The sequence below is a fragment of the Komagataeibacter rhaeticus genome (genome assembly GCF_011611525.1).
GTDB classification, from domain to species: Bacteria; Pseudomonadota; Alphaproteobacteria; order Acetobacterales; family Acetobacteraceae; genus Komagataeibacter; species Komagataeibacter rhaeticus.
In genome coordinates, this window is the sequence record NZ_CP050139.1 from 2,601,359 (window position 1) to 2,625,431 (window position 24,073).

18 protein-coding genes and 3 pseudogenes are annotated in these 24,073 nt (G+C 60.7%); 12 read left to right on the forward strand and 9 right to left on the reverse strand.

Annotation, left to right across the window (positions count from 1 at the left end):
* Positions 1 to 30 precede the first annotated feature (30 nt).
* Positions 31 to 1,506 (forward strand): sugar porter family MFS transporter, encoded by a 1,476-nt coding sequence (locus tag GWK63_RS11865; RefSeq protein ID WP_007399458.1) that lies wholly within the window; start codon positions 31 to 33, stop codon positions 1,504 to 1,506.
* Positions 1,507 to 1,745: 239 nt separating this feature from the next.
* Here GWK63_RS11865 and GWK63_RS11870 read toward each other — a convergent pair whose 3' ends face one another.
* From GWK63_RS11870 to qhpR, 4 genes are all read right to left on the reverse strand, one after another.
* Positions 1,746 to 4,121, reverse strand: a complete 2,376-nt coding sequence (locus GWK63_RS11870) for a TonB-dependent siderophore receptor (RefSeq protein ID WP_007399456.1) — start codon at positions 4,119 to 4,121, stop codon at positions 1,746 to 1,748.
* A 336-nt stretch (positions 4,122 to 4,457) separates the two neighbouring features.
* Positions 4,458 to 5,228 (reverse strand): ethanolamine ammonia-lyase subunit EutC, encoded by a 771-nt coding sequence (gene eutC / locus GWK63_RS11875; protein WP_110580986.1) that lies wholly within the window; start codon positions 5,226 to 5,228, stop codon positions 4,458 to 4,460.
* Positions 5,221 to 6,603 (reverse strand): ethanolamine ammonia-lyase subunit EutB, encoded by a 1,383-nt coding sequence (locus GWK63_RS11880; RefSeq protein ID WP_007399454.1) that lies wholly within the window; start codon positions 6,601 to 6,603, stop codon positions 5,221 to 5,223. The genes eutC and GWK63_RS11880 overlap by 8 nt, the downstream gene beginning before the upstream one ends.
* Positions 6,604 to 6,719: 116 nt before the next feature.
* The gene (gene qhpR / locus GWK63_RS11885; protein WP_034933831.1) at positions 6,720 to 7,802 is read right to left on the reverse strand and encodes an AraC-like transcriptional regulator QhpR; all 1,083 of its coding nucleotides are present in this window, start codon (positions 7,800 to 7,802) and stop codon (positions 6,720 to 6,722) included.
* Positions 7,803 to 7,991: 189 nt separating this feature from the next.
* Here qhpR and GWK63_RS11890 point away from each other — a divergent pair, with 189 nt between their 5' ends.
* Together GWK63_RS11890 and GWK63_RS11895 are read left to right on the forward strand one after the other, a co-directional pair.
* On the forward strand, positions 7,992 to 10,076 hold the full coding sequence (locus tag GWK63_RS11890; RefSeq protein ID WP_034933832.1) for a phosphocholine-specific phospholipase C: 2,085 nt from the start codon (positions 7,992 to 7,994) through the stop codon (positions 10,074 to 10,076).
* Positions 10,073 to 11,365 (forward strand): haloacid dehalogenase-like hydrolase, encoded by a 1,293-nt coding sequence (locus GWK63_RS11895; RefSeq protein ID WP_034933835.1) that lies wholly within the window; start codon positions 10,073 to 10,075, stop codon positions 11,363 to 11,365. Before GWK63_RS11890 ends, GWK63_RS11895 begins: the two co-directional genes overlap by 4 nt.
* Positions 11,366 to 11,623: 258 nt before the next feature.
* Here the strand turns inward: GWK63_RS11895 and GWK63_RS11900 are convergent, their stop codons facing one another.
* Together GWK63_RS11900 and GWK63_RS11905 are read right to left on the reverse strand one after the other, a co-directional pair.
* The gene (locus GWK63_RS11900) at positions 11,624 to 14,050 is read right to left on the reverse strand and encodes a TonB-dependent receptor (protein ID WP_112210094.1); all 2,427 of its coding nucleotides are present in this window, start codon (positions 14,048 to 14,050) and stop codon (positions 11,624 to 11,626) included.
* A 30-nt stretch (positions 14,051 to 14,080) separates the two neighbouring features.
* Positions 14,081 to 14,413, reverse strand: a pseudogene (locus GWK63_RS11905) (transposase); the annotation flags it as partial.
* Positions 14,414 to 14,558: 145 nt separating this feature from the next.
* On the opposite strand from GWK63_RS11905, the pseudogene istA reads away from it, so the two are divergent.
* Both istA and GWK63_RS17425 read left to right on the forward strand, forming a co-directional pair.
* Positions 14,559 to 15,446 (forward strand): annotated as a pseudogene (gene istA, locus GWK63_RS11910) (IS21 family transposase); the annotation flags it as partial.
* Positions 15,447 to 15,601: 155 nt separating this feature from the next.
* Positions 15,602 to 15,733: a hypothetical protein gene (locus tag GWK63_RS17425; RefSeq protein ID WP_263406555.1), complete on the forward strand. Its 132-nt coding sequence runs from the start codon at positions 15,602 to 15,604 to the stop codon at positions 15,731 to 15,733.
* A 153-nt stretch (positions 15,734 to 15,886) separates the two neighbouring features.
* Here the strand turns inward: GWK63_RS17425 and GWK63_RS11915 are convergent, their stop codons facing one another.
* A complete protein-coding gene (locus GWK63_RS11915; protein ID WP_050800490.1) occupies positions 15,887 to 16,276 on the reverse strand; it encodes a DUF488 domain-containing protein in 390 nt (129 codons plus the stop codon).
* 295 nt (positions 16,277 to 16,571) lie between these two features.
* On the reverse strand, positions 16,572 to 17,804 hold the full coding sequence (gene hmpA / locus GWK63_RS11920) for an NO-inducible flavohemoprotein (RefSeq protein WP_007396350.1): 1,233 nt from the start codon (positions 17,802 to 17,804) through the stop codon (positions 16,572 to 16,574).
* A gap of 84 nt (positions 17,805 to 17,888) precedes the next feature.
* Between hmpA and GWK63_RS11925 the strand changes: the two genes are divergently transcribed.
* On the forward strand, positions 17,889 to 18,512 hold the full coding sequence (locus GWK63_RS11925; protein ID WP_007396348.1) for an RrF2 family transcriptional regulator: 624 nt from the start codon (positions 17,889 to 17,891) through the stop codon (positions 18,510 to 18,512).
* Between the two features lie 34 nt (positions 18,513 to 18,546).
* Here GWK63_RS11925 and GWK63_RS11930 read toward each other — a convergent pair.
* A protein-coding gene (locus GWK63_RS11930; protein WP_085948964.1) for an IS3 family transposase occupies positions 18,547 to 19,634 on the reverse strand; the annotation gives its coding sequence in 2 pieces (ribosomal slippage) (positions 18,547 to 19,373 and positions 19,373 to 19,634; 1,089 coding nt in all).
* A gap of 70 nt (positions 19,635 to 19,704) precedes the next feature.
* On the opposite strand from GWK63_RS11930, the pseudogene GWK63_RS11935 reads away from it, so the two are divergent.
* From GWK63_RS11935 to GWK63_RS11960, 6 genes and pseudogenes are all read left to right on the forward strand, one after another.
* A pseudogene (locus tag GWK63_RS11935) lies at positions 19,705 to 20,076 on the forward strand (VIT1/CCC1 transporter family protein); the annotation flags it as partial.
* A gap of 77 nt (positions 20,077 to 20,153) precedes the next feature.
* Positions 20,154 to 20,507: an ArsR/SmtB family transcription factor gene (locus tag GWK63_RS11940; protein WP_007396344.1), complete on the forward strand. Its 354-nt coding sequence runs from the start codon at positions 20,154 to 20,156 to the stop codon at positions 20,505 to 20,507.
* Positions 20,504 to 20,926 (forward strand): arsenate reductase (glutaredoxin), encoded by a 423-nt coding sequence (gene arsC / locus GWK63_RS11945; RefSeq protein ID WP_007396343.1) that lies wholly within the window; start codon positions 20,504 to 20,506, stop codon positions 20,924 to 20,926. The genes GWK63_RS11940 and arsC overlap by 4 nt, the downstream gene beginning before the upstream one ends.
* Entirely contained in the window at positions 20,926 to 22,221 is a 1,296-nt protein-coding gene (locus GWK63_RS11950) for an arsenic transporter (protein ID WP_003631075.1), read from the forward strand. The genes arsC and GWK63_RS11950 overlap by 1 nt, the downstream gene beginning before the upstream one ends.
* Positions 22,222 to 22,244: 23 nt before the next feature.
* Positions 22,245 to 22,943: an arsenical resistance protein ArsH gene (gene arsH / locus GWK63_RS11955; RefSeq protein ID WP_166498145.1), complete on the forward strand. Its 699-nt coding sequence runs from the start codon at positions 22,245 to 22,247 to the stop codon at positions 22,941 to 22,943.
* An 8-nt stretch (positions 22,944 to 22,951) separates the two neighbouring features.
* Positions 22,952 to 24,007, forward strand: a complete 1,056-nt coding sequence (locus GWK63_RS11960; RefSeq protein WP_019092272.1) for an ArsO family NAD(P)H-dependent flavin-containing monooxygenase — start codon at positions 22,952 to 22,954, stop codon at positions 24,005 to 24,007.
* The last annotated feature ends 66 nt before the right edge of the window (positions 24,008 to 24,073 follow it).

Below are 24,073 nucleotides of genomic sequence, written 5' to 3' on the forward strand. Positions count from 1 at the left end.
GCCCCACCACAGGGAAAAGGAAATCCCGGCATGCCATCCATCCCGGACATCCCGGCCACGACCCGTGACCATACGCATGAACGTGCCCTGTCCGCCCTTGCGGCCCTGGTGCACCGGGGGGACCAGACCCTGTCGGCCCGCCGGTATGTATCCATTGCCGCTGCCGTGGCCGCCGTGGGGGGGCTGCTGTTCGGGTATGATACCGGGATCATCGCCTCCGCCCTGATCTTCGTGACACAGACGTTTTCCCTATCAACCGCGGGGCAGGAATGGGTGGCGGCGGCGCTGAACATCGGGGCGATCTTCGGTGCCCTGCTCAGTGGTCCCGTATCGGACCGCTGGGGGCGCAGGCCGGCCATCATGGTGGCGGCGGGCATATTCATTGCGGCATCACTGGGGTGCGGGCTTGCGCCGGATGTCGGCACCCTTATCGCCGCGCGCCTGTGGCTGGGGGCGGCGATTGGCGCAACCACCCAGATCGTGCCGGTCTATGTGGCTGAACTGGCCCCGGCGTCCCGGCGTGGGGGGCTGGTCTCGCTGTTCCAGCTTGTCTTTTCACTGGGGCTGCTTCTGGCTTTCTTTGTGGGGTATGAACTGTCCGGCAGTGCGGAATCCTGGCGGTCCATGTTCATGCTGGGGGCCGTGCCCGCCATCCTGCTGGCCCTTGGCATGCTTTTCCTGCCGGAAAGCCCGCGCTGGCTGCTGCATCATGAACGTGAACGGCATGCCGTCTCGATCCTGTACAGACTGCGGGGGCACAAGGACCTTGTCCGTCAGGAACTGGATGATGTCCTGACCGTGGATGCGGACGCGACCACCGGCGCCGGCGGCTTCAGCCTGAAGCAGCGCTGGATCCGCCCTGCCCTGGTTGCCGCACTGGGGATTGCAGCCTTCTCCCAGCTGTCCGGTCCCAATGTCATTGTCTATTACGCGCCCATCATCCTGTCACAGGCCGGGCTTGGACATTCGGCGGCATTGCTGACATCGGTTTCGGTCGGTGTCACATCAACCATCACAACGGCGATGGGCATTGCCCTGATCGACCGGATCGGCCGGCGGCGCATGATGCTGTACATGCTGCCGGTCGCAGCCCTGTCGCTGTTCGTGCTGGGGGCGGTCTTTCTCAGTCCGGCACCGCTGTCGGGCATGCGGCTGGTCCTTATGGTGCTGTCCCTTCTGGGCTATATCTTCTTCAACTTCGGTTCCCTGTCCGTGGCGGTCTGGCTGATCGCGGCCGAAGTCTTTCCGCTGTTCGTACGCAGCAAGGCCATGGGCATGGCCAGTGCAACGGTGTGGCTGTCCGATACGCTTGTCTCGCTCGTCACGCTGTCACTGGTGCAGGCACTGGGCACGACGGGCACGTTCTGGCTGTTTGGCCTCGTAAACGTCGCCGCCTTCGCCTTCGTTTGGCGATATGTGCCTGAAACGGCCGGCACCACGCTGGAAGGGATTGAAAGCGCGCTGAGATCCGGCAATTTCTACCGGAGCATCCGCAAAGGCCGGTAGCAGGCACGCCCATGTTCCTGACCGAGCGTAAGGGAACTGGCCGAAGCAGCGGCAGCGCCCCGGCGGGCATGACACCGGCGCGGGGCATGGAAGCTGCGGGCAGGATACCCTGTGATCACAGGGCAGTTCCTGGAGAAGCTTTTTTCAGGACGCTTCCGGGAACGTCGCCTTTCCGGAAAAAGGCGACACCCGAAAACTTTCATACCTTTTCATAAAAGGACTGCTCTGGAAACAGCCTTTTAGAATTCAAGTGACAGGGTGAAGTGATACACACGCGGCAGTCCCGCATACAGGGTGGAGGCCGCACCCGACGTGCCGCTGGGCGCACCCGTGTAGACCGAGGCCCAGTAGCGCTCGTTCGTGGCATTGCTTACCCCGAAACGCGCGACCCACGGGAAGCGGGAAACATGGAAGGCATACCGCGTGCCCAGATCCAGTGTTGTGTACGACCCGGTATGCAGCGTGTTGGTGATGTTGGCCGCACGGTTGCCCATGTAATGGACACTGGCATTGAAGGCCCAGCCCGACGCAAAGGCACCCAGTGACGCCGGCAGGCGGTAATCCAGCAGAAGATTGGCCTGCAGCGGGGCCGCACCGACAATTTCCTTGTTGTTGTAGGCAGCGGTCTTGCTGTTGACCAGTTCCGCATCCAGCCAGGTCATGCCCGCAAGAACGGAAAGGTTGGGCAGCACCTCACCCGAAATCTGGGCTTCCACACCATAGTTGCGCTGCGTCCCGCCATATTCATAGGTCTGGCAGGTCGTCCCGCCCGAGCACGAGCCATTCGCCGCGGGGATATACATGGCATAGGGCGAGGTCATGCGGAACCCGGCCACGTTGAACTGCATTTTCTGGAACCGCAGCTTGTAGCCGACTTCGTATTCTTCCGAATGCGCGACAGGCAGGGCAATGTTGGTATTGGTATAGTATTTGCTGTTGGGGGTAACCGGACCCGCTTCAGCCGAGCGCCCATAGGTGAAATAGAGGGTCTGGTTCTGGGTTGGCTTGTACATGATGCTGGCTGTCGGGCTGAACGTCGCATTGGCCTGGAAGGTCCGCTTGAGCGGACTTGTGGCATTGAGCGCCCCCTTCTGGTCGATCCAGCTCCATGCCAGCGTACCCATGACCGACCAGTGCTTGTTGATGCGCATCGTGTCGCCAATGATGAAGGACTGGCTCATGATGGAACTGGATTTGTAACGCCCGCTGTAATAGGGCTGCGTGCCGTTGGTCGGCGCGGCGCCATACATGCTGTATGTGCCAAGGCTCTGCGCCGATGTCAGGGCGGTTGTCGGGTTATAGTTCCCCATCATGTAACCATTGGTGCCGATAACCAGATCATGCCGGAGCGGACCGGTACGGACACGGCCGTTGAAATAGGCCATGTTACTGCCAACACGGAAATCATCCGCCGTCGTCGTTGCCGTGGCTTTGGAGGTATAGATGCCCTCAAACCCCTGGGTCGCGCTCAGCGTATCGCTTATGCCGAAGGACTGGCGCATGGCATCCTGGTACAGCCCGCCGAGCGTGAAGCTCCAGTCCCTGTTGATCTGGTGCTTGATCTTGGCCAGGAAGGTATTGGTTTCCATGTTGTACCCGCTCCAGTCGGGCGCCAGGCTCTTGCCCAGATCCGGCGCTTCGGGCAGCTTCCCGCCAATACCGGTCGGGTTGGTGGCGGTACCGGCGGAAATACCAAAACCGGGCGCCATGCCGCGCTCGTCATAGGTATAGTGGCTGGCATCAAGCTCGATGACCGTTTTGGAATCAATATGGATATCAAAATCGGCGCTGACCATCTCACGCCGGATCCAGCTGCCCGGCGCATAGGCCGAACCATTGGCATGCAGCATGTTCAGGCGGTAGCCAAACCAGCCATTGCGGCCGATCCGGCCGGAAATATCGCCATTGACCGTGGGGGTGCCAATGGAATCCACACCGACCGAAAGCCGTTCGGTGCGGCGGTTGGTCGGGCGCTTGAGAGTATATTCAAACACGCCGGCCGGGTTTTCCGGCCCGTACATGGCCCCGGCCAGACCGTTGAGGACCTGCAGGTTGTCGACCCATTCCGCCGGATACGGGGTGGTGGAGACCACGTTCAGCCCGTCCAGACGGGAGTTGGAAACCACGTCGGCCTCAAACCCGCGGGACTGCGGGCGTGACGTGTTGGGATCACCACGGATTTCCAGCTGTACCGAAGGCAGGTATTCCGCCATGTCATTGATGTTGCGCAACTGCTGGTTGACCACGACATCATGCGTGACCCCCATGACGGAATAGGGCGTATCCAGCGTATCCCGGTTGCCCAGCGGGCCGAGATAGATGTTCTTGTTCATGTATTTCGCGCCCGTGCCATCGGCCGCATGATGGCCGTGGACGGTTATTGTCTCACCATTGGAGCCATCGAGTATCCCGGCGATGGGGGCTGCGGTACCTGATGCGCCGGTGGTGGACGGACTGCTGGCCGGTTTTGCCGTGACGGGCTTTTTCACGGTGGTCTGGCCGTTTGTTGCGCCCTGCTGCCGTACGGATGCGGGCGTTGCCGCCAGCGCCGACGTGGTCAGCAGGAGAGCACCAAACGTAGTGGTCACCAGAAAGGTATGGGAACGGTCATGCATGGTTCAGATAGGCCCGGAATGTAAGCATCAAACATTAAAGAGTGGTTCCTTCTGCCCGGACGCATGCAGGATTGTCCATATATATCCATACATATATATGTATCTTTATGGATATAATCGGGAAGTGATGCCGGAAGAACACAATTGTACTGGCCCTGCCCGGCAGAGCTGCGGGCAATGGACCGCCCTATAGCGCATTCAGGGGGCACATCCGGCTAAAATCCCCTGTCCCATACCCGTTTCGGGCAGGCGGATGCGGCATGCCGTGGGCCGGAGTCAGTGCGGGTTTACCAGCCGGCCGCCCTGCGCATCAGCCACGCGCACCCGGATGCGCTTTCATTCTTCCCGCCCGTCAGTGGCGACCGCCTTCTGATCCTGACCCGCGCCGTGTTCGATAATGCAGGTTTCGTCCTTCAGGTTGACACCGCTGTAGCCTCTCATGCGGGCCGTCTTCAGCAACCACGCCAGGCTGTTCGCGGCGGCCATGGCGGACAGGCCGCCATGGCCATGGATGTTGGAAATGCAGTTCCGTCCCGAATCACGCATGCCCACATGCGGGTTCCATGTCATGTACAGGCTCATGCTTTCAGCACATCGCAGGCCCGGACGCTCCCCGATCATCATCACCACGCAGCGCGCGCCCAGGCAGGTTGCGATTTCATCACCCAAGGCCACCCGGGCCCTGTGCGCCACAACCAGCGGGGCGATGCGCCAGTCCGCAAGCAGGGGGCGCACCACCGCCAGCACCGCCGCCCCCTGCCGCTCCGCCGCCATGGCCGACAGTCCATCGGCAATGACAAACACGACATCATACTGCCCATGCGGCAGGCGCTCCCGGCCTGCGGCGGACAACTGCCGCCCGAGATCGGGCCTGCGCACGTATTCCGCGCGGTCCGCTGCCTGGCTTTCAACCTCGATACAGGGCTGCGGCAGGTTCAGGCGGCGGGCATCCAGCGTGGCCGATACCGCATGACGCGCGCGGACATGGGCAAACTGGAACTCACGCACGGCCGCGCCGGAAATCGTGTTGCCCGCACGGGCCAGCCCGATCCGGGCCGAGGTCCGCGCCCGCAGGCTCTGCCATGAGACGGGAGGATCATCAGTCATCGCAAGGTATCATTCTGGCAAGGATATCGGGGGAATTGACGCGCATCCGCCCCCGGGCATCGATCAGGTCATGGGCGGCCAGCCATGTTTCGAATTCGGGCGCCGCCCGCACGCCGAACAGCGAACGCAGGGTCTGGATGTCATGATAGGACAGGCTCTGGTAATTCAGCATGATGTCATCACTGCCGGGCACGGCAATCAGGAAATTGATGCCTGCGGTGCACAGCAGCATCATCAGGCTGTCCATGTCATCCTGGTCGGCCTCGGCATGATTGGTGTAACAGACATCACACCCCATCGGCAGGCCCATCAGCTTGCCACAGAAATGGTCTTCCAGTCCCGCGCGGATGATCTGCTTGCCATCATACAGGTATTCCGGGCCGATAAAGCCGACCACCGTATTGACCAGCAGCGGCGAGAACGCCCGCGCCACGGCATAGGCCCGCACCTCCGCCGTCTGCTGGTCCATGCCATGATGGGCATTGGCCGACAGGGCCGACCCCTGCCCCGTTTCAAAATACATGGTGTTGGTACCAACCGTGCCCCGCCCCAGTGACTGGCTGGCCATATGGGCTTCGGACAGGACCGACAGAGAAATGCCAAAGCCCGCATTCGCCTCCTGCGTGCCGGATATGGACTGGAACACCAGATCCACCGGGGCGTTACGTTCCATAAGCTGGAGTGTATTGGTCACATGCGTCAGCAGGCAGGTCTGCATGGGAATGTCGTACTGCACCCGCACCCCTTCCAGCATATGCAGGATGTCACGGGCATTGGCCATGTTGTCCGATGCCGGGTTGATGCCCACCACGGCATCCCCCACCCCCAGCAGCAGCCCGTCCAGCATGGATGCGGCAATGCCCGGCAGGCTGTCCACCGGGTGATTGGGCTGCAGGCGCGACCCCATGCGCCCCGGCAGCCCCTGCGTATTGCGAAAGGCCGTGCGGACCGTGATCTTGCGCGCGACACTGACCAGGTCCTGATTGCGCATGAGCTTGCTGACCGCGGCCACCATTTCCGGCGTCAGGCCCGGCGCGAGGGCCGCAAGCGTTGCCCCGTCGGTTTCATGATGGAGCAGCCAGTCGCGCAGGTCGCCCACCGTCATATGGGCAACAGGCGCAAAGGCCGTGGTATCGTGACTGTCAATAATCAGCCGTGTGACTTCATCCGTCTCGTACGGGACCGGGACTTCATCAAGGAAGGTCCTGAGCGGAATGTTCGCCAGTGCCTCACGCGCGCCGATCCGTTGCAGGGGATCAGGGGCGGCAACCCCGGCCAGTTCATCACCGGTGCGATAGGGCGAGGCATAGGCAAGCACCTGTTTCAGGGAGGAAAAGCGGAATTTCTCTCCCCCCAGAAAAGCATGATATGACACAGTACAACAGCCTTCCCGATGGGAGGTAATTTATCGATGTCTGAATTATAAGCTTTTGTTTTCAAATATCTTGACCGACAGGCACAAAGACTTGACCTGCCTCCGCACGGCACATGTCAGATGTTCCCGCCTGACTGGCGTGATGCACGGTACAGGCGGGGGGACACCCCGGTCCATTTACGGAAGGCCCGGCTGAAGGCGCTGATTTCCGAATATCCCAGCAGCAATGCAATCTCGCCTATCGGCATCATGGGGCGGGCAAGATATTCACGCGCCAGTTCCTGCCGGGTCCGTTCCACCAGCACCGAGAACGTGATGCCCATGCCATCCAGACGGCGCTGTAGGGTCCAGCGCGGTATGCGCAACGTTTCCGCCACCTGTGACAGCGCGGGCACGCCCTGCCCCATCGAATACCGGATTTCGGTACGGATGCGCGACAGCAGCGGGTCGGTCGCCGGTTCCACCGGCCGGGCCGTGACCGCGGGCGACAGCGCCGTCAGGCTGCACCGCAGCACGTCAAGCAGCCGGACATTGCCCTGCGGCATGCCACATTCCGTTCCCGCCCTGTCAAATACAACGGCGTTGACATCCATGCCAAAATGCACCGGCGCGCCAAACGCACTGTCATATTCGGCCGGGGTGGCAATGCGGCGGTGTTCAAGCCATATGGCCCGTGGCGCCCAGCTTTCCCCCAGGACATGACGGAAGATGTTGCAGAACATGCCCATGGTCAGTTCCGCATCCTGCTCACGCCCTATGATGCCGCCGGTCAGGATACGGTATTCCAGCCGCGCGCAGCCATCGTCCTGATAGACAAGGCGGGTCATGGTGCCGCTCTGGTGATACGGGAACAGTTCCGCCACATTTTCTATGGCGCTGCCCAGCGTGGGCGAGGCCATGGCAATGAAACCGATCAGCCCCAGCATGTCCGGGGTGAAATGCCGCCCGTAGGACAGGCCCACCCCCGCATATCCGCTCTGGCGGGTGGTCTCCTCAAACAGCAGGCAGTATCCGGCAAGGTCGAGCAGCGCCGTCTGGGGCAGGCCCTGGTCAAGCCGCAGCCCGGCGGACAGGGCCACGCGATCGGGGTCGCATCCCTGCTCACGGATGAACTGGTACACGCCCGTGGCGGCGGCGGCGAGCACATGGGGTGGCCTGATCGTGCTGTCTGATGGGCCGGGTATATCGCCAGGCAGCATCGTCCCTGTCCTACATCTTGAAGCGACCGCCAATTTTCATGCTTTGACGGACCAGAACAAGCCTTAACGTCATGATGCCAAAACTATGTAGTCTTCTGTCAAGCCCTTAATACCCGCGCCCGTTACGCTGGCGGGATATTCCTGCCCCTGATGCCCCGCCCGCGCGGGAAGATGAGGAGAACAAGGCCCATGCCCCGTTTCATCCGTCCAGGCCGGCGTCATTTCCTGCGGATGTCGGCCGCGACCGCCATGGCGGGGGCACTGCCCGAAAACGTGCGGCGTGCCCTGGCCGTGCCACCGGACCGACGGGGCGGCGGGATAGGGGATATTGAACATGTCATTATCCTGATGCAGGAAAACCGTGCCTTTGATCATTATTTCGGCTGCCTGAAGGGCGTGCGCGGCTATTCCGATCCCCAGCCCGAATTCCTGCCCGATGGCCGCTCCCCCCTGTTCCAGCGCGACCGCAAGGGGCGGACGGTGCTGCCGTTCCGCTTCAATACCGCCACCACCAGCGCCGGATGCCTGCCCAGCCTTGACCATAGCTGGAAGGGATCTCAGGCATTATGGAACAGCTGGGATGCATGGATTGATGCCAAGACACCCATGACCATGGGGTATTTCGACCGTCAGGACATTCCCTATTATTATGCGCTGGCCGATGCCTTCACCATCTGTGACAACTATCATGCCTCCATTTTCGGGCCGACAAACCCCAACCGCCTGTTCCTGTTCACGGGCACGAGTGGCCTTGCCTGCGGGCGCGATGGTGTGCAGGTCGTAACCAATGTCGATGATGGCAATGGCTCGGCCGACATGGCGCTGGACCGCAGGGATTTCAGGGCATTTGACTGGAAAACCTATGGCGACCGGCTGCTGGAACACGGCGTAAGCTGGAAGATCTATCAGGAATACGACAACTTTACCGATAATCCCCTCGCCTCCTTCGCGCAGTTCCGCAACCTGTCCCCCCATTCGGCCCGCTACCGCGCGGCCCGCGCGATCGTGCCGGGTTCCGATGCCGGCAATGCCCATGCATCGCAGGGGCAGTTTCTGGTCGCGGCGCTGGAGCATGACATCAAACATCGCACCCTGCCGCAGGTGTCATGGATCGTACCGCCCCAGCATCTGAGTGAACACCCCGATGCGCCGCCGGGATATGGCGAATACCTGATCTCCCGCCTGATGGATGTCCTCTCCCGGCATCCCGATGTCTGGTCCAGAACCGTTTTCATTCTCAACTATGATGAAAATGACGGTTTTTTCGATCACGTCCCCGCCCCCGTACCAGCACTGGACGCAGCACAGGGTGGCGGCAACGTAGCCGTTACCGGCGAGGTCTATCAGGGTGAGCCGGTCGGCCTGGGTCCCCGCGTGCCGATGATCGTGATCTCGCCATGGACAAAGGGGGGATGGGTCAATTCGCAGATGTTCGACCATACCTCGGTCATCCGTTTCCTGGAACAGCGTTTCGGGGTCATGGAACCCAACATCACCCCATGGCGGCGCAGTGTGTGTGGCGACCTGACCTCGCTTTTCGATTTCGCGGCCACGGACCGGCAATGGCAGGCGGACCTGCCCGATACCACGCCTTATCCGGCGCAGACGGATGCAGGCTGTCACCTTGTCCCCCCGCAGGTGCCACGCCAGCAGGCCTTACCCATACAGGAAAGCGGCCAGCGCCCCGCCCGCCCCCTGCCCTACCGTCATACCGCGCAGCTACGTGACCAGGGCGGCGTGCCGACCCTTGTGCTGGACAATCCGGGCAATGTCGGGGTGGTATTCCGCCTGTATGGGCTGGATATCCGGGGGCCACGGCACTTTACCGTGGACCGGCGCAGCATGCTGCATTTCCCGCTTCCCCCGGGCGGCGCCACCCGTACCCTGCGCCTTCATGGTCCCAATGGCTTTGTCCGGGTATGGACCATACCACGCGGCACCCTCGCGCTGGAGGTAACGGAATCCTACGATACCGGCACCCTGCGCCTGGCGCTACGCAACCGGCACAGGACGCGGTTGCGTGTCGGAATGGACATGATGGGATATGCCGGATACGCGCCGGTGCGCCTGGACCTGCCCCCGCTGGGCGGCATGACCCATGAGTGGAACCTCGCCCCGTCGGATCACTGGTATGACCTGTGCCTGACATGCGGCACCCACCCGCATCCTGCCATCAGGCTGGCCGGTCATCTGGAAACGGGACGGCCCAGCCGCAGCGATCCGCGTCTGGGCGGCATCCCGCCCTCACACATGTCGAAGGGGCATGAAGCGTGACGAAATCCTTTACCCGTCGCCAGTTCGCCGCCCTGGCGGGACTGTCATCCATGGCCGTTCCCCAATGGGCAGATAAGGCGCGTGCGGCAGGCAGCGCGGCACCCGTATCGCTGCTGCCCCCGCTGAAATGGGCCACTACGACACGAAACGCGGTCGAAGCCGTGATCCGCGCCCATGGCCGGACCGGGCCCGACAGGGCGGTCAGGCCCTATGCCGTGTTTGACTGGGACAATACCTGTATTTTTGGCGATTGCGCCGAAACGCTGCTCCGTTTCATGATTGACAACCTGTGCTTCATGGTCACGCCAGCGCAGTTTGCCACTTTCCTGCGGCGCGGTCTGGGGCATGGCCTGCTTGCCGCGACATGCCGCACCATTACGGGCCAGCAGGTGGACCGTCACGCACTTATGGCAGACCTGACGGGCGATTACACCACGCTGGTCCGGGCCTATGGGCTTCAGCCCCTGCGGGATGGCGGCTTCATGGCACGTACGGCCACTGACCCTGTCCTGTCGTGTTTCCGGGCCAAGCTGTATTTTGCCTATGATGCCATGATGGCGAGTGCCGGCGTGGGGCATGCCTATCGCTGGATCATATGGATGCTGAACGGCCATACACCCGACAGCCTGCGCAGGCTTGTCCAGGCTTCCAACGCCTGGCATCTGGGACAGGCCATCACATCGGTTACATGGCAGACCCCGCCACAACGGCCGGGGCGGGCGGGCTGCATCAACCATACTTTCATGCAATGCCTGCGCCTGACGCCCGAGATCGCAACGCTGCATGCCTGCCTGCGCGCGCAGGGCATTGATGTCTATGTCTGTTCGGCTTCCTTTGTGGATATCGTGCGTGTTTTTGCAACCGACCCCCAATATGGCTACGGCCTGCCAGCGGAAAATGTTCTGGGTGTGCGCATGCGCCCTGACAATGATGCACCCTATCCCGGTGCGCAGGATGTACCCCACTGGCCACTGACCTACCGGCAGGGAAAGGTGACAGCCATCCGTCAGGCACTGGCGGGGCGGAAGGGGTACGGTCCCCTCATGGTCTTTGGCGATAGCGACGGGGATGTGGAGATGCTGCACGATTTTGCCGATACGGCGCTGGCCGTCATCATCAACCGCTGCCTGCCCGGCCCGATCGGCGCGCTGTCCCGCCGCGCGGTGCACGAACAGGCAGGGCCGGTCCCCCGGTTCGTACTACAGGGACGCAATGAAAACACCGGCGAATGGTACCCCGATTCCGCCACCATCCGTTACGGCAGTACCACGCCCCGCCTGCTGGCCTGACCGCAACAGGCGCATGCCGGTCCATAAATCATAAAGGCAGAACCTGTTTCAGGAAGATGAAAGAAACGCCGCCCTTCCAAGAAAGGCGGCACCCAGAAATATTTTATTTATCAATACTCAAGTAGATGAATGGCACCCTGTTGTCCAGCCATCCCCAGGCCGGGAACGGATCAGCCCGCAAGGCACCGCCATAACGGCCCGGTTCCGCCATTCCAGAGGTGGGAAGGCACTACGCAATGGCGTGCCTTCCTCCATTTTCTAGAATTCGATGGCAACCGATCCGAAATACTGCCGTGGCGCGCCAATAAGGAAGGACTGGTCATCACCACTCATCGGGTTGCCGTTTTCACCCATGGTGGAGATATACTGCGTATTGGTCAGGTTATACACGTTGAAGCTGAGCGTCAGGTGCTTGAGATACCGGTAGCGGTCACTCCTGCGCGCCAGATCAGAGAAGTTGTAACGTGCGCCCAGCGACGTGACCCAGTACCCCGGCACATGGGTATCACCAATATAGCTGAAGTTACGCTCACCGATATACTGCGTATCGATATGGGCACTCGCGCCATGCCAGGAATAGGTCAGGCTGGCCTTGTACATGAAGCGGGGATAATTGACGATCTGCTGCCCCTGCGTGCCGTAGCGCACGCCGCCGGATGTCACATCCTGATCATAGGTTGCATGGTTCCAGCTAATGGAATTGAAAATGGACAGCCCCTTGACCGGCATGATGGTCACACCGGCATCAACACCATTCATCGTAACACCGCCAACGTTCATGACGGCGGAATACGGGTTGGTGATGGGCCCGCTTGTCACCTGCTGCAGCCGGTTGTGGAGATTGGTATGGTAGGCATACAGCGATGCCATGAGCATCCTGGCCATGTATCGGTAACCGACAGCATAGTTCCAGTTGGTTTCCGGCTTCAGCCCCCCCTGCGACTGCATGGAATCATAGGCGGACTGGGTCATGGCAAAGGGCGAGGCCCCCATCTTGTAACCTGCGATGGGATAGGATTTCACGTTCTCCGCCACATCAAAGAACAGTTCATGATGCTTCAGGAAATGCCAGTCCGCGCTGATATGCGGCAGGAATGCCTTGGCCGTGGTCACACTGCCACTGGCAATGGCATCGGTTCCGGTATAGGCGGAGAGATTGGCGGTTTCACGTCCATCAACCGTCTGAAGCAGTGACTTGAAACCGAAATGCACATTCAGGTTGGGCCGGACATGATAGGTGTCCTGCACAAAGGCCGTAAAGCTGTTTGAACTGAAGGTATCACCCCACAGATTGGCCATCGGGGATGGCAGCTTGCCCATGGAATTGATCGGTGAGCCTTCGCCCAGCACCGGCTCGTAATAGGCATTGCGCATTTCATCCACATGGTAATGTTCATACCATACGCCCGCGCTGATATCGTTATGCGCGATTTCGTAATGCAGGGCAGAGGTAAAGCCGCCACGCTGGGCATGGACATTGGTGATCTGGTCGAATATCGGCGAGCCATTGGGCATCAGCCCGCTGCTGTACCATGGATAGGGGCTGGCCCATGTGCCACGGCCGTACTGGCCCTGCGCATACAGAACGGTTTTCCAGTGCAGGCGATGCGTCAGCGCGAAATCAAGATTCAGGCCGCCCAGATAGTCGCGTTCAACCGTGCCGCCATCATAATAGGACGCATCATACGGGTCCGACATCTTGCTGTACCCCGCGGGCAGGGAGCCCCCTGGCAGCTTGTTCGCCGCCAGCGCGAGATGATAGGCATTGGCATAGGCATTGGGCGTGCCGATAAAATTGTCGATCCCCGCGCCACCATTATGCAGCATGTCAAACGACAGGTCCTGATACGAGTACTGGTCCAGATCGCCCCAGTCGAACAGTGCGGAAATCTGGCTTTCCTGACCAATCGGCTGTACCAGCTTGGCATTGACCTGCTGCATGAACTGGTTGCCACCACCTTTCCATTTCTCCGCGTTATTACGCATATAGGATACGAACATCCGGGTGCCGGTTTTGTTCATGTCGCCCGTGTCAAAGCGGAAGAAGCTGTGCATGGTGGAATTGGAACCGAATGTCTGGTTCACCTGCCCCCCCATCTTGTGCTTTGGATCGGCTGAGAAATATTCGATCGAACCGCCGAGATTGGAAGTGGAGGCAACGGATTCAGCGCCCGCACTCATAGAGACATCCATGTGGCCGATATTCTCGGATGCCAGCGCGTTCATGACATTCAGGCCGTTCAGGGCATGGTACTGCTGGTCCCCCAGCGGAATGCCATCAAGCGTGACCCCAACCTGATTGAGCAGGAAGCCATGCATGTAAAGCGACTGCGACCAGATATCCAGCCCCTGCCCATCTGCTGACTGGAACAGGATACCAGGCATTTTCCCCAACACTTTCAGTGCATTGGTTCCGGGCACTTCCTCCCTGATCATTTGGGAGGAAACCACTTCCTTGACGCCTACGGCACGCTGGCGGTGTCCGACAACACCCAGTGTTTCCGGTTTCAGCGCGGCCATTGCCCTGGAAGCGGATGATGTTGCAACACCATGCCGGCTGACAGAGGTGACTTTTCCATCGGGCTTCACCTTTGACGCAACCGTGGCGGAAAGCGCAACATTGGAACTGGAAACAAAAAGAACCGCGGCAAATGTTTTCAATAAAACATCGGTACGGTGTTTCATATCATTCTCCCTTGACCCTTAGAGCCTGAATCAGAAAGCGGTTTGATTGATTTTTCGCAGAACTCTGCGGATATGGGCAATCATCAACCACGCGTGGGATGAAGAGATTGTTGCCTCGACATCCTTCGTGAGGCGACGGCAGCGTCCGAGCCATGCAAAGCTGCGCTCCACGATCCAGCGTTTGGGCAGGACGACGAAGCCTTCGGCCCGATCGCTACGCTTGACGATCTCGATCGTCCATCGGCCGAGTTCAGCCAGCGCACCACGCAACTTCTCGCCGGCATACCCGCCGTCACCGATCAGATGGCGAAGCCAGGGAAACAATGAGCGTATTCTGGTCGCTACCAGCGGCGCGCCATCACGATGTGAGTGCTGGTTGTAATCTCCCCAAATGTGCTGGTTGAAAATTCCCCAGTTTGAGGACTGTGCGTGATCGTCATGGGGGCATGCCCCCATGACGATCACGCGGCACATTTATCCCTGCTGATGCCAAAGGAAGGGCGAGCAGGTGATAGGACTCAGGGAGGTCGTTTTGATCCAGGAACTCAAAAGACAGGGGCTCAGCATCAGCGCCATCGCGCGCCAGACAGGGCTCGATCGCAAGACAGTGAAGAAGTATCTGGCCAATGGGCTGGAGACTCCAGCCTATGCACCGCGTAAACCGGTGGCCAGCGCAGCAGAACCTTATCGAACCTATCTGTTGGAGCGGATGGCAAGTTATCCCGGACTTTCATCGCGCAGGCTGCATCGTGAAATTCGCGACATGGGATATGACGGTGCCTATTCATCGCTGACGGAATATCTCCGGCAAATCCGCCCCCCGCTGCCCAGGCCTTATGAGCGGCGCTTCGAGACCGGAGCCGGCGTTCAGGCGCAGGTCGATTTTGCGGAATTCCAGACAGTCTTCACCGGCGAGCCAGGCATCGTGCGCAAGGTCTGGTTGTTCAGCATGGTGCTGGGGCACAGTCGCTGGCTGTGGGGACGTTTCTGCCCGAACCAGGGTCTGGAAACAGTGATGCGTTGCCACATCGCCGCCTTCGAGGCGATGGCGGGCTGCTGCACGGAAATTCTCTACGATCGCATGAAGACCGCTGTCATCGGTGAGGATGATGCGGGCGTGGTGACCTACAATGCCTCGCTGGTGGCGCTTCTGGCCCATTATGGCAGCGCCCCCAGAGCCTGCCAGCCCTATCGCGCCAAGACCAAGGGCAAGGTCGAGCGACCCTTCCGCTACATCCGTCAGGACTTCTTCCTTGGCCGCAGCTTCCATGATCTCGATGACCTCAACGCCCAGTTCGACGTCTGGCGCGCGGATATCGCCAACGCGCGGGCACATGCCACCACCGGGCGGATCGTGCAGGAGCATTTTGCACAGGAGACCCAGAAATTACCGGCCAAGCACATCAATCAAGGGTTCTTCGATCCCTCCACCTGTTCTTTGACGGGTATGTCTATGCAGGGGGGCTGAGTGAGATTTTCCTCACAACGGAAGCGCAGTGGATCAAAGGGGCACCACGCCGCCGGGTTATTCATAAAATTGTTCGCGTGGCCATGAAAACGGAGAAGCTGGAAGGCTTGCCAACCGCGCAGGCGATGATTGTGTATGCCCTGTGGGGGATCGCTATTATTTTTGGCTTCTTCCTCCAGAAATACATCAACAACCTGTCTTTCTTGTCTCACTGAGTTCCGGGGCGGTTGAATAACGTCCGCGCAAAATTGAGTGCGCATGTGTGTTTTTGCTGAGGGAGCGAAGGCTTTTGGGCTCGTGGCAGGCTTTCAACGCTGTTTATGAAGCCTTGAAATGCCTGCCATTTTACTGTGGCGGATGGTCGCTTCCTAATTCTCTTGCAGGGAGGATAGATAGGACGCCAGCACAACGGCCTCATTATGTTCGGTGTCGCGGGCACCGTAGAGCAAGGTGACTGGTCCCTTTTGGGCAAGGTCCAAAATCTGGCGCACGCAGTCCGGGTTCTGGGCAAGTTCTGCCCTGTAACGGCGCTGAAAGTCGTCCCACCGGGCGGGATCATGGCCGAACCACTGGCGCAGGGTGGTGCTGGGGGCAATGTCCTTCAGCCACAGCGTCAGGTGCGCGCGTTCCTTGCTGACCCCGCGCGGCCAGAGCCGATCCACCAGAACGCGTGCGCCATCGTCGGGCAGGGGGTCTTCGTACACCCGGCGAATGCGCACCGGCCCGCCAGCGCTGTGTGAGGAACGGGCGTGTGGCATGGCATATCTTCCTTGTTGCAAAACCTGAACAGTGGGGTGTGCCCCTGCGGCGTGAAGACAATAAGACATGTGACAAAGGAGAGGGCAGCCCACGCGAAGCTGGCTCGGGCTGAGCAGGTGACAGTCTGTTTGAGACGGAGGGAGTGGCTCGGCCGAACCGGCATCTGCGGTGCCCCGCTCCAGCCCGACTGACACACGCCCTCCCTCAATGATGCGGCCCCGCATCTTCCCGTTCCGGCAAGGCAAGCCCATGTCGCGCTGAAATGCGGGGCAGGGGCTGCCTCTGGCGGTCAGGTCAGGCGGCGCAGAGCGTATCTTCCACGGTGGTGGCCGGGCCGAATACTTCATGCCGCAGACGGTTTTCCGGAACGCCCGCCGCTTTCAGGCCGGAGATCATGTCCTGCATGAAGCCTTCTGGCCCGCAGATGTAATACACGGCGTTTGGCGCAGTATTGGCGCGCACCCACTCCACGGTCACGCGGCCCTGATGCGCGGTTGTGCCAGCAGTCTGCTCAGCCGGGAGCGGGCCGTGACTGTAGAACACATCGGCTTTGATAGCCCCTTTGGCCGCAAGGGCGCGGATATGGGGGCCGAAGGCTTCGGTCTGGGCGGAGTGCGTGCCGTGGATATAGTGCAGGCCGGAAGCAGCACCTGTTTGCGCGCCAATGTCTGCGGTCAGTGTATCCACCATGGACTGGAAAGGCGTCAGCCCTACACCAGCGCTCAGCAGCACAATGGGGGCGGCAACAGGCGTGGGCAGAATGAAGGATCCGGCAGGGGCGGATACCAGAAGCTCCGTGCCTACAACCGCGCTGTCATACAGCCAGTTGGAGACAAGCCCCTCAGGCTGACGGCGCACGCTGATACGGTAGCCTTTCTGGCTGGGTGCGGAGGAAATGCTGTAGTTCCGCCGCTGGGAGCCCTGTTCCGGCACGGTGATGTTGAAGCTGAGATACTGGCCCGGTTTGTGCGGCAGCACGGGTTTGCCATCCGTTGGTTCCAGATCAAAGGACATCACGGTTTCGCTCTCCGCCACGCGGTTGCGGATGGTAAAGGCGCGCCAGCCGGTCCAGCCGCCGGGGGCGTCCGCGTTGGCGGTGTAAAGCTGGGCTTCCCGGTTGATCAGCACATCGGCCAGAAACTGATAGCCCTTGGCCCACGCATCCATGATCTCCGGCGTGGCGGCATCGCCCAGCACATGCTTGATGGCCCCCAGCAGGGCAGTGCCCACATGCGGGTAGTGTTCGGGCAGAATGTTCAGGCCCACATGTTTTTCCGCAATGCGTTCCACCATGCCGCCCAGCTTGCCCAGATCATTGATGTTGCGGGCATACATCAGCACGGCCAGCGCCAGCGCCGTGGGCTGTTCTCCATTTTTCTGGTGTGACCGATTGAACAGCGCACTGATGGCAGGGTCTGCCAGCAGGCGGGCATACATCTCCCGCGTGATGTCCAGCCCGTGGGCCTCAAGGGCGGGCACGCAGGCGGTGATGATGGCGCGGGTGGTGTCGTCAAGCTGGGGAGCCATAGGAGTCTGTGCCTTTAAAGATCTAAATTACATACATCTTATTGAGCGCTGGAAAAAAGATGTCAAGGTGATGTATCTTTACGCATGCGTCTGACCCTTTACACAGATTACGCCCTGCGCACGCTGCTCTATCTGGGCGTGCATGCAGACCGCCGTGTCTCCATACGGGAGGTGGCGGAGGCCTATGGCATTTCAGAAAACCATCTGGTGAAGGTGATCCATCACCTCGGCCGGGGCGGCTTTGTGGATACGCTGCGGGGTCGGGGTGGTGGCCTGATGCTGGCCCGCCCTGCCGATCAGATCAATGTGGGGGATGTGGTGCGCCATACGGAGGAAGACATGGCCCTTGTGGGCTGCATGTCGCCTCTTTCTCCCGGCATGGGGCCGGGTTCCAGATCTGCCGTGGCGGCCGCGGGTGGGGGAGGCAAACGGGCCTCCTTGGCGGCGCTTGCAGGCAGCGCGGCACGCGGGACGTTCTCGCCGCGGGGTATGGCGGCGGGAGGGGCCACCAGTGCCGGTTCTGCCGCAGGGGAGGGGCGTTCAGGTTCGGCAGGCGAATGCCTTCTGGCCAATGCCTGCCACTTGCGCGGCGTGCTGGGGGAGGCGCTGGGGGCGTTCATGACTGTGCTGGACGCCCGCACTCTGGCGGACCTTTTAACCCCCTATGAACGAAAAGTTCTGACCCAGGCAGGCCCCGCCGAGGGGTAATCCCCCCATTTTTAGTGGGGCATTGAATGAGAATTCAGGCATCTGTTTTTAGTTTCTGGGCGGGGGTTAGCCCGTTGTTCCCCATGTTGGGTCTGTCATGGTTATATGTCCAGAGCCATTGTGTTGCGACCTCCTGCACGTCCTGAATGCTTTCAAACAAATACTGCTCCAGCCATTCCTGCCGGACAGTTCTGTTGTAGCGTTCAATATAGGCGTTCTGCTGCGGATTACCCGGTTGCGTATAGATCAGGGTAATCCCCTGTTTTTCGGCCCATGAAACCAACGTATGACTGACATATTCAGGGCCATTATCCATTCGGATGGCTTCTGGCCTGCCACGCCACTCCATAACCTGTTCCAGACAGCGGACAACCCGACAGGCCGGCAGGGAAAAATCAACCTCGATCGCCAGTCCTTCACGATTGAAGTCATCCAGAATGTTCAGGAGCCGAAAAGCACGTCCATCCATCAGCCTGTCCGCCATAAAATCCATGGACCAGACCCTGTTGGGAAGGGCCGGAACCGACAGTTTTTCTGGCTTTTCGCGAACCAGACGCTTGCGGGGTTTAATCCGCAGGTTGAGTTCCTGTTCCCGATAGATCCGATAAACCCGCTTATGATTCCAGAGCTGTCCCTGCACATTGCGCAGATACAGGAAACACAGACCAAATCCCCATCTCCTGTGAGCCTGGGTCAGTCCCACCAGAAGAGCGGCAATCCTGTCGTTCTCCGCTGCCAGTCGCGGACGATAGCGAAAGCAGGTCTCGGATATCCCAAAAATCCGACAGGCCAGCGCAATGCTGACCCCATGATGCGCCACAGCTTGTGCGGCCAGTTCCCGGCGCTGGGCTGGCCGCTTCATTTTTTTCCAAGGGTTTCCTTCAGGATATCCGTCTGCATGCTCAAATCCGCATACATGCGCTTCAGCCGACGGTTCTCCTCTTCCAAAGCCTTCATCTGACTGATCATCGAAGCATCCATGCCGCCATATTTCGCGCGCCACCGGTAAAACGTGGCGTTGCTGATCCCATGCTCCCGGCACAGGTCAGGAACCGGGACACCGCCCTCAGCCTGGCGGATCACACCCATGATCTGGGCGTCAGTAAAGCGATCACTCTTCATCAGAATCTCCTCAATTCTTACGCTGAGAAAATTCTCATTCAAAAGTCACTCTTTTTATGGGGGAATTACCAGAGGACTGGATGGAGACCTCTCACACGAGGTCGCCGTCGCCCTTATGAAACATAATGCGCTCGGTGCTCATGCCAGGGATGAACTGGGTCTGTCCGAGGCCACAGCGGCAAGACCCATACAGGCGGCATTCGCCTCGGCAACCGCCTTTTCGTCCGGAGCCTTACTGCCCGTACTGGCAGCTGTTCTGACCCCTGTCGCGTGGGTATCCTGGGGCGTGTCCCTGACCTCGGTCGTGGTTCTCGCCGTTTTGGGCGTCGTCGGCGCGCTTGCCGGCGGCGCGGCGCCTCTGCGGCCAGCACTGCGTGTGACGTTCTGGGGTATTGTTGCGATGATCGTCACGGGCGGAATCGGCCGCCTGTTCGGCGTGTGACACCGTATTCCAGGTTTTGAACGAGGCATGTCCTGGGTAGTGTTGACTTCATCCATTATATCCGTGATCGTCGATTTATGGATACAGAATCTGCCCTCGCTGCCCTGAGCGCTCTGTCGCAGTCCACGCGAATGGAGATCTTCCGCCTGCTGGTGCGCCACGAACCGGACGGACTACCCGCCGGAGACGTCGCGCGGCATCTCGATGTCCTGCAGAACACGATCTCGGCCCATCTTGCCACCCTGACCCGTGCCGGCCTGCTGACCTCGCAGCGCCACAGCCGGCTGATCGTCTATCGTGCGCGCCTTCCGCGCTTGCGCGACCTGATGCTCTTCCTCGTAAGAGACTGCTGTGCGGGCAGCCCCGAACTCTGCGCGCCCCTGGTCGCGAACCTGTCCTCCTGCTGCCCATCCCGGGAGTCCTGCCCATGACCATCACGATCTACCACAACCCGGCCTGCGGCACGTCGCGCAACGTGCTGGCACTGATCCGCAACAGCGGCGAGGAGCCCCGGATCATCGAATATCTGAAAACGCCGCCGAGCCGGGCCGAACTGGTCGATCTGATCGCCCGTATGGGGCTTCCGGTGCGCTCGGTCCTGCGGGAAAAGGGCACGCCCTTTCACGAGCTCGGCCTCGATAATCCGACCCTGACGGACGATACGCTGATCGACGCCATGATCGCACACCCGATCCTGATGAACCGGCCGATCGTCATCACCCCCCTCGGTGTTGCGCTCTGCCGTCCGTCCGAGGCGGCTCTGGAAATCCTGCCCAACCCGCAGCGGGGCGCTTTCGTCAAAGAGGACGGCGAGAAGATCGTCGATGAATCCGGAAAGCGGATCTCCTGATGCTGGCTCTTCTGCTTTTCGTTGTCACGCTGGTTTTTGTCATCTGGCAGCCTCGGGGGCTGGGCATCGGCTGGAGCGCAATGGCAGGTGCCGCCGTGGCCTTGGCGGCTGGCGTGATCCACTGGCATGACATTCCTGTCGTCTGGCACATCGTCTGGGACGCGACCTTCACCTTTATCGCGCTGATCGTCATCTCGCTGTTGCTGGATGAGGCAGGGTTCTTCCATTGGGCCGCCCTGCACGTCGTACGCTGGGGCAAAGGGCGAGGCCGGACGCTATTCCCGCTGATCGTGGTGCTGGGAGCGGCCATTGCAGCGGTTTTCGCCAATGACGGCGCGGCGCTGCTGCTGACGCCCATTGTCATCGCTATCCTGACGCAACTGCGCCTGAGCCATGGCGCGGCGCTGGCCTTTATTATCGCCACTGGGTTCGTCGCGGATACCACCAGCCTGCCGCTTGTCATTTCCAACCTGGTGAACATCGTCAGCGCCAATTTCTTTGGCATTGCGTTTGATCGCTATGCCGCGATCATGGTCCCTGTCGATCTGGTGGCGCTGGGCGCGACGCTGGCTGTGCTTTGGCTGTGGTACCGGCGGCAGGTGCCTGCGACCTATCCCGTCGCCGAACTGCCAGCACCCGCTGCGGCAATTCGTGACCACCATGTATTTCGGGCGGCATTTCCGCTGCTGGTCCTCGTTCTGGCGGCCTATTTCCTGACAGCGCCGTTTCATATCCCGGTCTGTGTTGTAGCCTGTCTGGCCGCCGGAACCCTGTTGCTCGTCGCCGGATATGGCCGGGTGATCCCTGTTCGCAAGGTGCTGATGGGCGCACCATGGCAGATCGTGATCTTCTCGCTGGGCATGTATCTGGTGGTGTATGGCCTGCGCAATGCCGGGCTGACCGACTACCTTGCGGCCGCACTGGTCTGGCTTGGCCATCAGGGGCCGTTCATCGCCACCATCGGCGCCGGCTTTCTGGCGGCTGTTCTGTCGTCCATCATGAACAATATGCCGAGTGTGCTGGTCGGGGCACTGGCGATCCAGCAGGCGCACGACATCACGCCGCTGACACGCGACCTGATGGTCTATGCCAACATCATCGGCTGCGACCTCGGGCCGAAATTCACGCCGATCGGCAGTCTCGCGACACTGCTCTGGCTGCATGTGCTGGCGTCCAGGAACCATCGGGTCACGTGGGGGCAATATATGAAGGTGGGTCTGGTGATCACACCTCCCGTCCTGCTGGTCACACTCCTGGCGCTGGCCCTGTGGCTGCCTCTAATCAGCCAGCCGTAATGCATGAATGGTCCGATATCACAATGACTGAACCTGACTTGCCGGCCCTTCACCCCGAATATCTTGAACAGGTCGATCTCGCGCGGCTGGAACCGCAACCGCGTGTGGACCATCCGCCGCGTATCCTTCTGCTCTATGGCTCTTTACGCCCCCGATCCTTCAGCCGGTTGCTGGTGCTTGAGGCAGAACGCATCCTGAAGGTGCTGGGGGCCGAGACACGGGTGTTCGACCCGACCGGCCTGCCGGTAGCGGATTCCGTGCCCGCAAGTCATTCGAAGGTGCGGGAACTGCGGGAACTCTCGATCTGGTCTGAAGGCCAGGTCTGGTGCAGCCCCGAACGGCACGGCAACATCACTGCCGTGTTCAAGAACCAGATCGACTGGTTGCCCCTGACGGAAGGCTCGATCCGCCCGACGCAGAGCCGCACGCTGGCGGTCATGCAGGTTTCGGGCGGATCGCAGAGCTTCAATTCCGTCAATGCCCTACGGGTGCTGGGCCGGTGGATGCGGATGTTCACCGTCCCCAATCAGTCCAGCGTGCCGATGGCCTATACCCAGTTCGGTGACGATGACCGGATGAAGCCATCCCCCCTCTATGACCGGATGGTAGATGTCATGGAGGAGCTGATGAAGTTCACATGGCTGCTGCGCGACCGGGCCGACTACCTCGTTGATCGCTACAGCGAACGCAAGGCGGAATTCCGTCTCCCGGAAAGTCTGTGAGCCGGGCTATGGCGGAACAGTTCGATGTTGTGATCGTGGGAGGCGGTCAGGCGGCCCTCGCCGCGTCGTATTTTCTACGACGGACCGGACTGCGTTACGTCATTCTTGATAACGGGACGCAGGCGGGTGGTGCATGGGTGCATGGCTGGGACTCCCTGCATCTGTTTTCACCCGCGTCCTACAGTTCGCTGCCCGGCTGGCCGATGCCAGACACGCCGGATGGCGGCTATCCGACCCGTGACGAGGTGTTGGACTATCTGCACCGCTACGAGGCGCGCTATGCGCCGCCGATCCGCCGTCCGGTCATGGTCGAGTGTGTGGAGCGCGCGAACGGAAAACTTCTGACTGTCAGAACCAGCGCGGGTGATTTTCTTGGCCGTGCGGTTATCGGGGCGACCGGTACGTGGTCAGCCCCCTTTGTTCCCGATGTCGCGGGGCGTGACCTCTTCGGCGGGACGCAACTCCATTCCAGCCATTACCGGAATGCCGCGCCCTTTGCCGGCCGACGTGTACTGGTGGTGGGTGGGGGCAACTCCGGGGCACAGATTATGGCGGAGCTGTCGCTTGTCGCTCAGGCAACATGGGTCACGCTGCATGATCCCATCTTTCTGCCCGATGACGTGGACGGACGGGTCCTGTTCGAGCGGGCGACCGCTCGCGTTCTCGGCGGCCCGTCGGCCATGCCCACCAGCGGCTTTGGCGATATCGTCATGGTCCCACCTGTGCGCGCCGCCAGGGAGCGAGGCGTGCTCCACGCGGTGCGCCCGTTTGTACGTGTGACGGCGACGGGCGTCGTCTGGCCCGACGGGCGGGAAGAAGCCATCGATAGGATCATCTGGTGTACCGGCTTCCGACCCGCGCTCGGTGTATTTGCATCACTCGACGTGATCGAGCCGGACGACTTGATCCGTGTTAACGGGCAGCAGGCCGTCAGGGAGCCACGTCTCTGGCTGCTGGGTTATGGCTCCTGGTGTGGGCCCGCATCCGCCACGCTGCTGGGCGCCGGCCGTGTCGCCAGATCCATGGTCCGGCAACTGGCGGCCTGGCTTGCGTCGCCGATATAGAAGGTCTGCTTATCGAAACTTTGAGCAAGTCTGAACACGGCCGAGAAGAGGGCGACTGCCGCCAGT

Excerpts from the sequence above, each read along its gene's own strand:
- GWK63_RS11915 (WP_050800490.1), bottom strand. The coding sequence starts at position 16,276 with ATGCCACACGCCCGTTCCTCACACAGCGCTGGCGGGCCGGTGCGCATT.
- GWK63_RS17425 (WP_263406555.1), top strand. The coding sequence starts at position 15,602 with ATGAAAACGGAGAAGCTGGAAGGCTTGCCAACCGCGCAGGCGATGATT.
- GWK63_RS11900 (WP_112210094.1), bottom strand. The coding sequence starts at position 14,050 with ATGAAACACCGTACCGATGTTTTATTGAAAACATTTGCCGCGGTTCTT.
- qhpR (WP_034933831.1), bottom strand. The coding sequence starts at position 7,802 with ATGCTGCCTGGCGATATACCCGGCCCATCAGACAGCACGATCAGGCCA.
- GWK63_RS11960 (WP_019092272.1), top strand. The coding sequence starts at position 22,952 with ATGGCGGAACAGTTCGATGTTGTGATCGTGGGAGGCGGTCAGGCGGCC.
- GWK63_RS11890 (WP_034933832.1), top strand. The coding sequence starts at position 7,992 with ATGCCCCGTTTCATCCGTCCAGGCCGGCGTCATTTCCTGCGGATGTCG.
- GWK63_RS11865 (WP_007399458.1), top strand. The coding sequence starts at position 31 with ATGCCATCCATCCCGGACATCCCGGCCACGACCCGTGACCATACGCAT.
- GWK63_RS11870 (WP_007399456.1), bottom strand. The coding sequence starts at position 4,121 with ATGCATGACCGTTCCCATACCTTTCTGGTGACCACTACGTTTGGTGCT.
- eutC (WP_110580986.1), bottom strand. The coding sequence starts at position 5,228 with ATGACTGATGATCCTCCCGTCTCATGGCAGAGCCTGCGGGCGCGGACC.
- GWK63_RS11925 (WP_007396348.1), top strand. The coding sequence starts at position 17,889 with ATGCGTCTGACCCTTTACACAGATTACGCCCTGCGCACGCTGCTCTAT.
- GWK63_RS11950 (WP_003631075.1), top strand. The coding sequence starts at position 20,926 with ATGCTGGCTCTTCTGCTTTTCGTTGTCACGCTGGTTTTTGTCATCTGG.
- arsH (WP_166498145.1), top strand. The coding sequence starts at position 22,245 with ATGACTGAACCTGACTTGCCGGCCCTTCACCCCGAATATCTTGAACAG.
- hmpA (WP_007396350.1), bottom strand. The coding sequence starts at position 17,804 with ATGGCTCCCCAGCTTGACGACACCACCCGCGCCATCATCACCGCCTGC.
- GWK63_RS11940 (WP_007396344.1), top strand. The coding sequence starts at position 20,154 with ATGGATACAGAATCTGCCCTCGCTGCCCTGAGCGCTCTGTCGCAGTCC.
- arsC (WP_007396343.1), top strand. The coding sequence starts at position 20,504 with ATGACCATCACGATCTACCACAACCCGGCCTGCGGCACGTCGCGCAAC.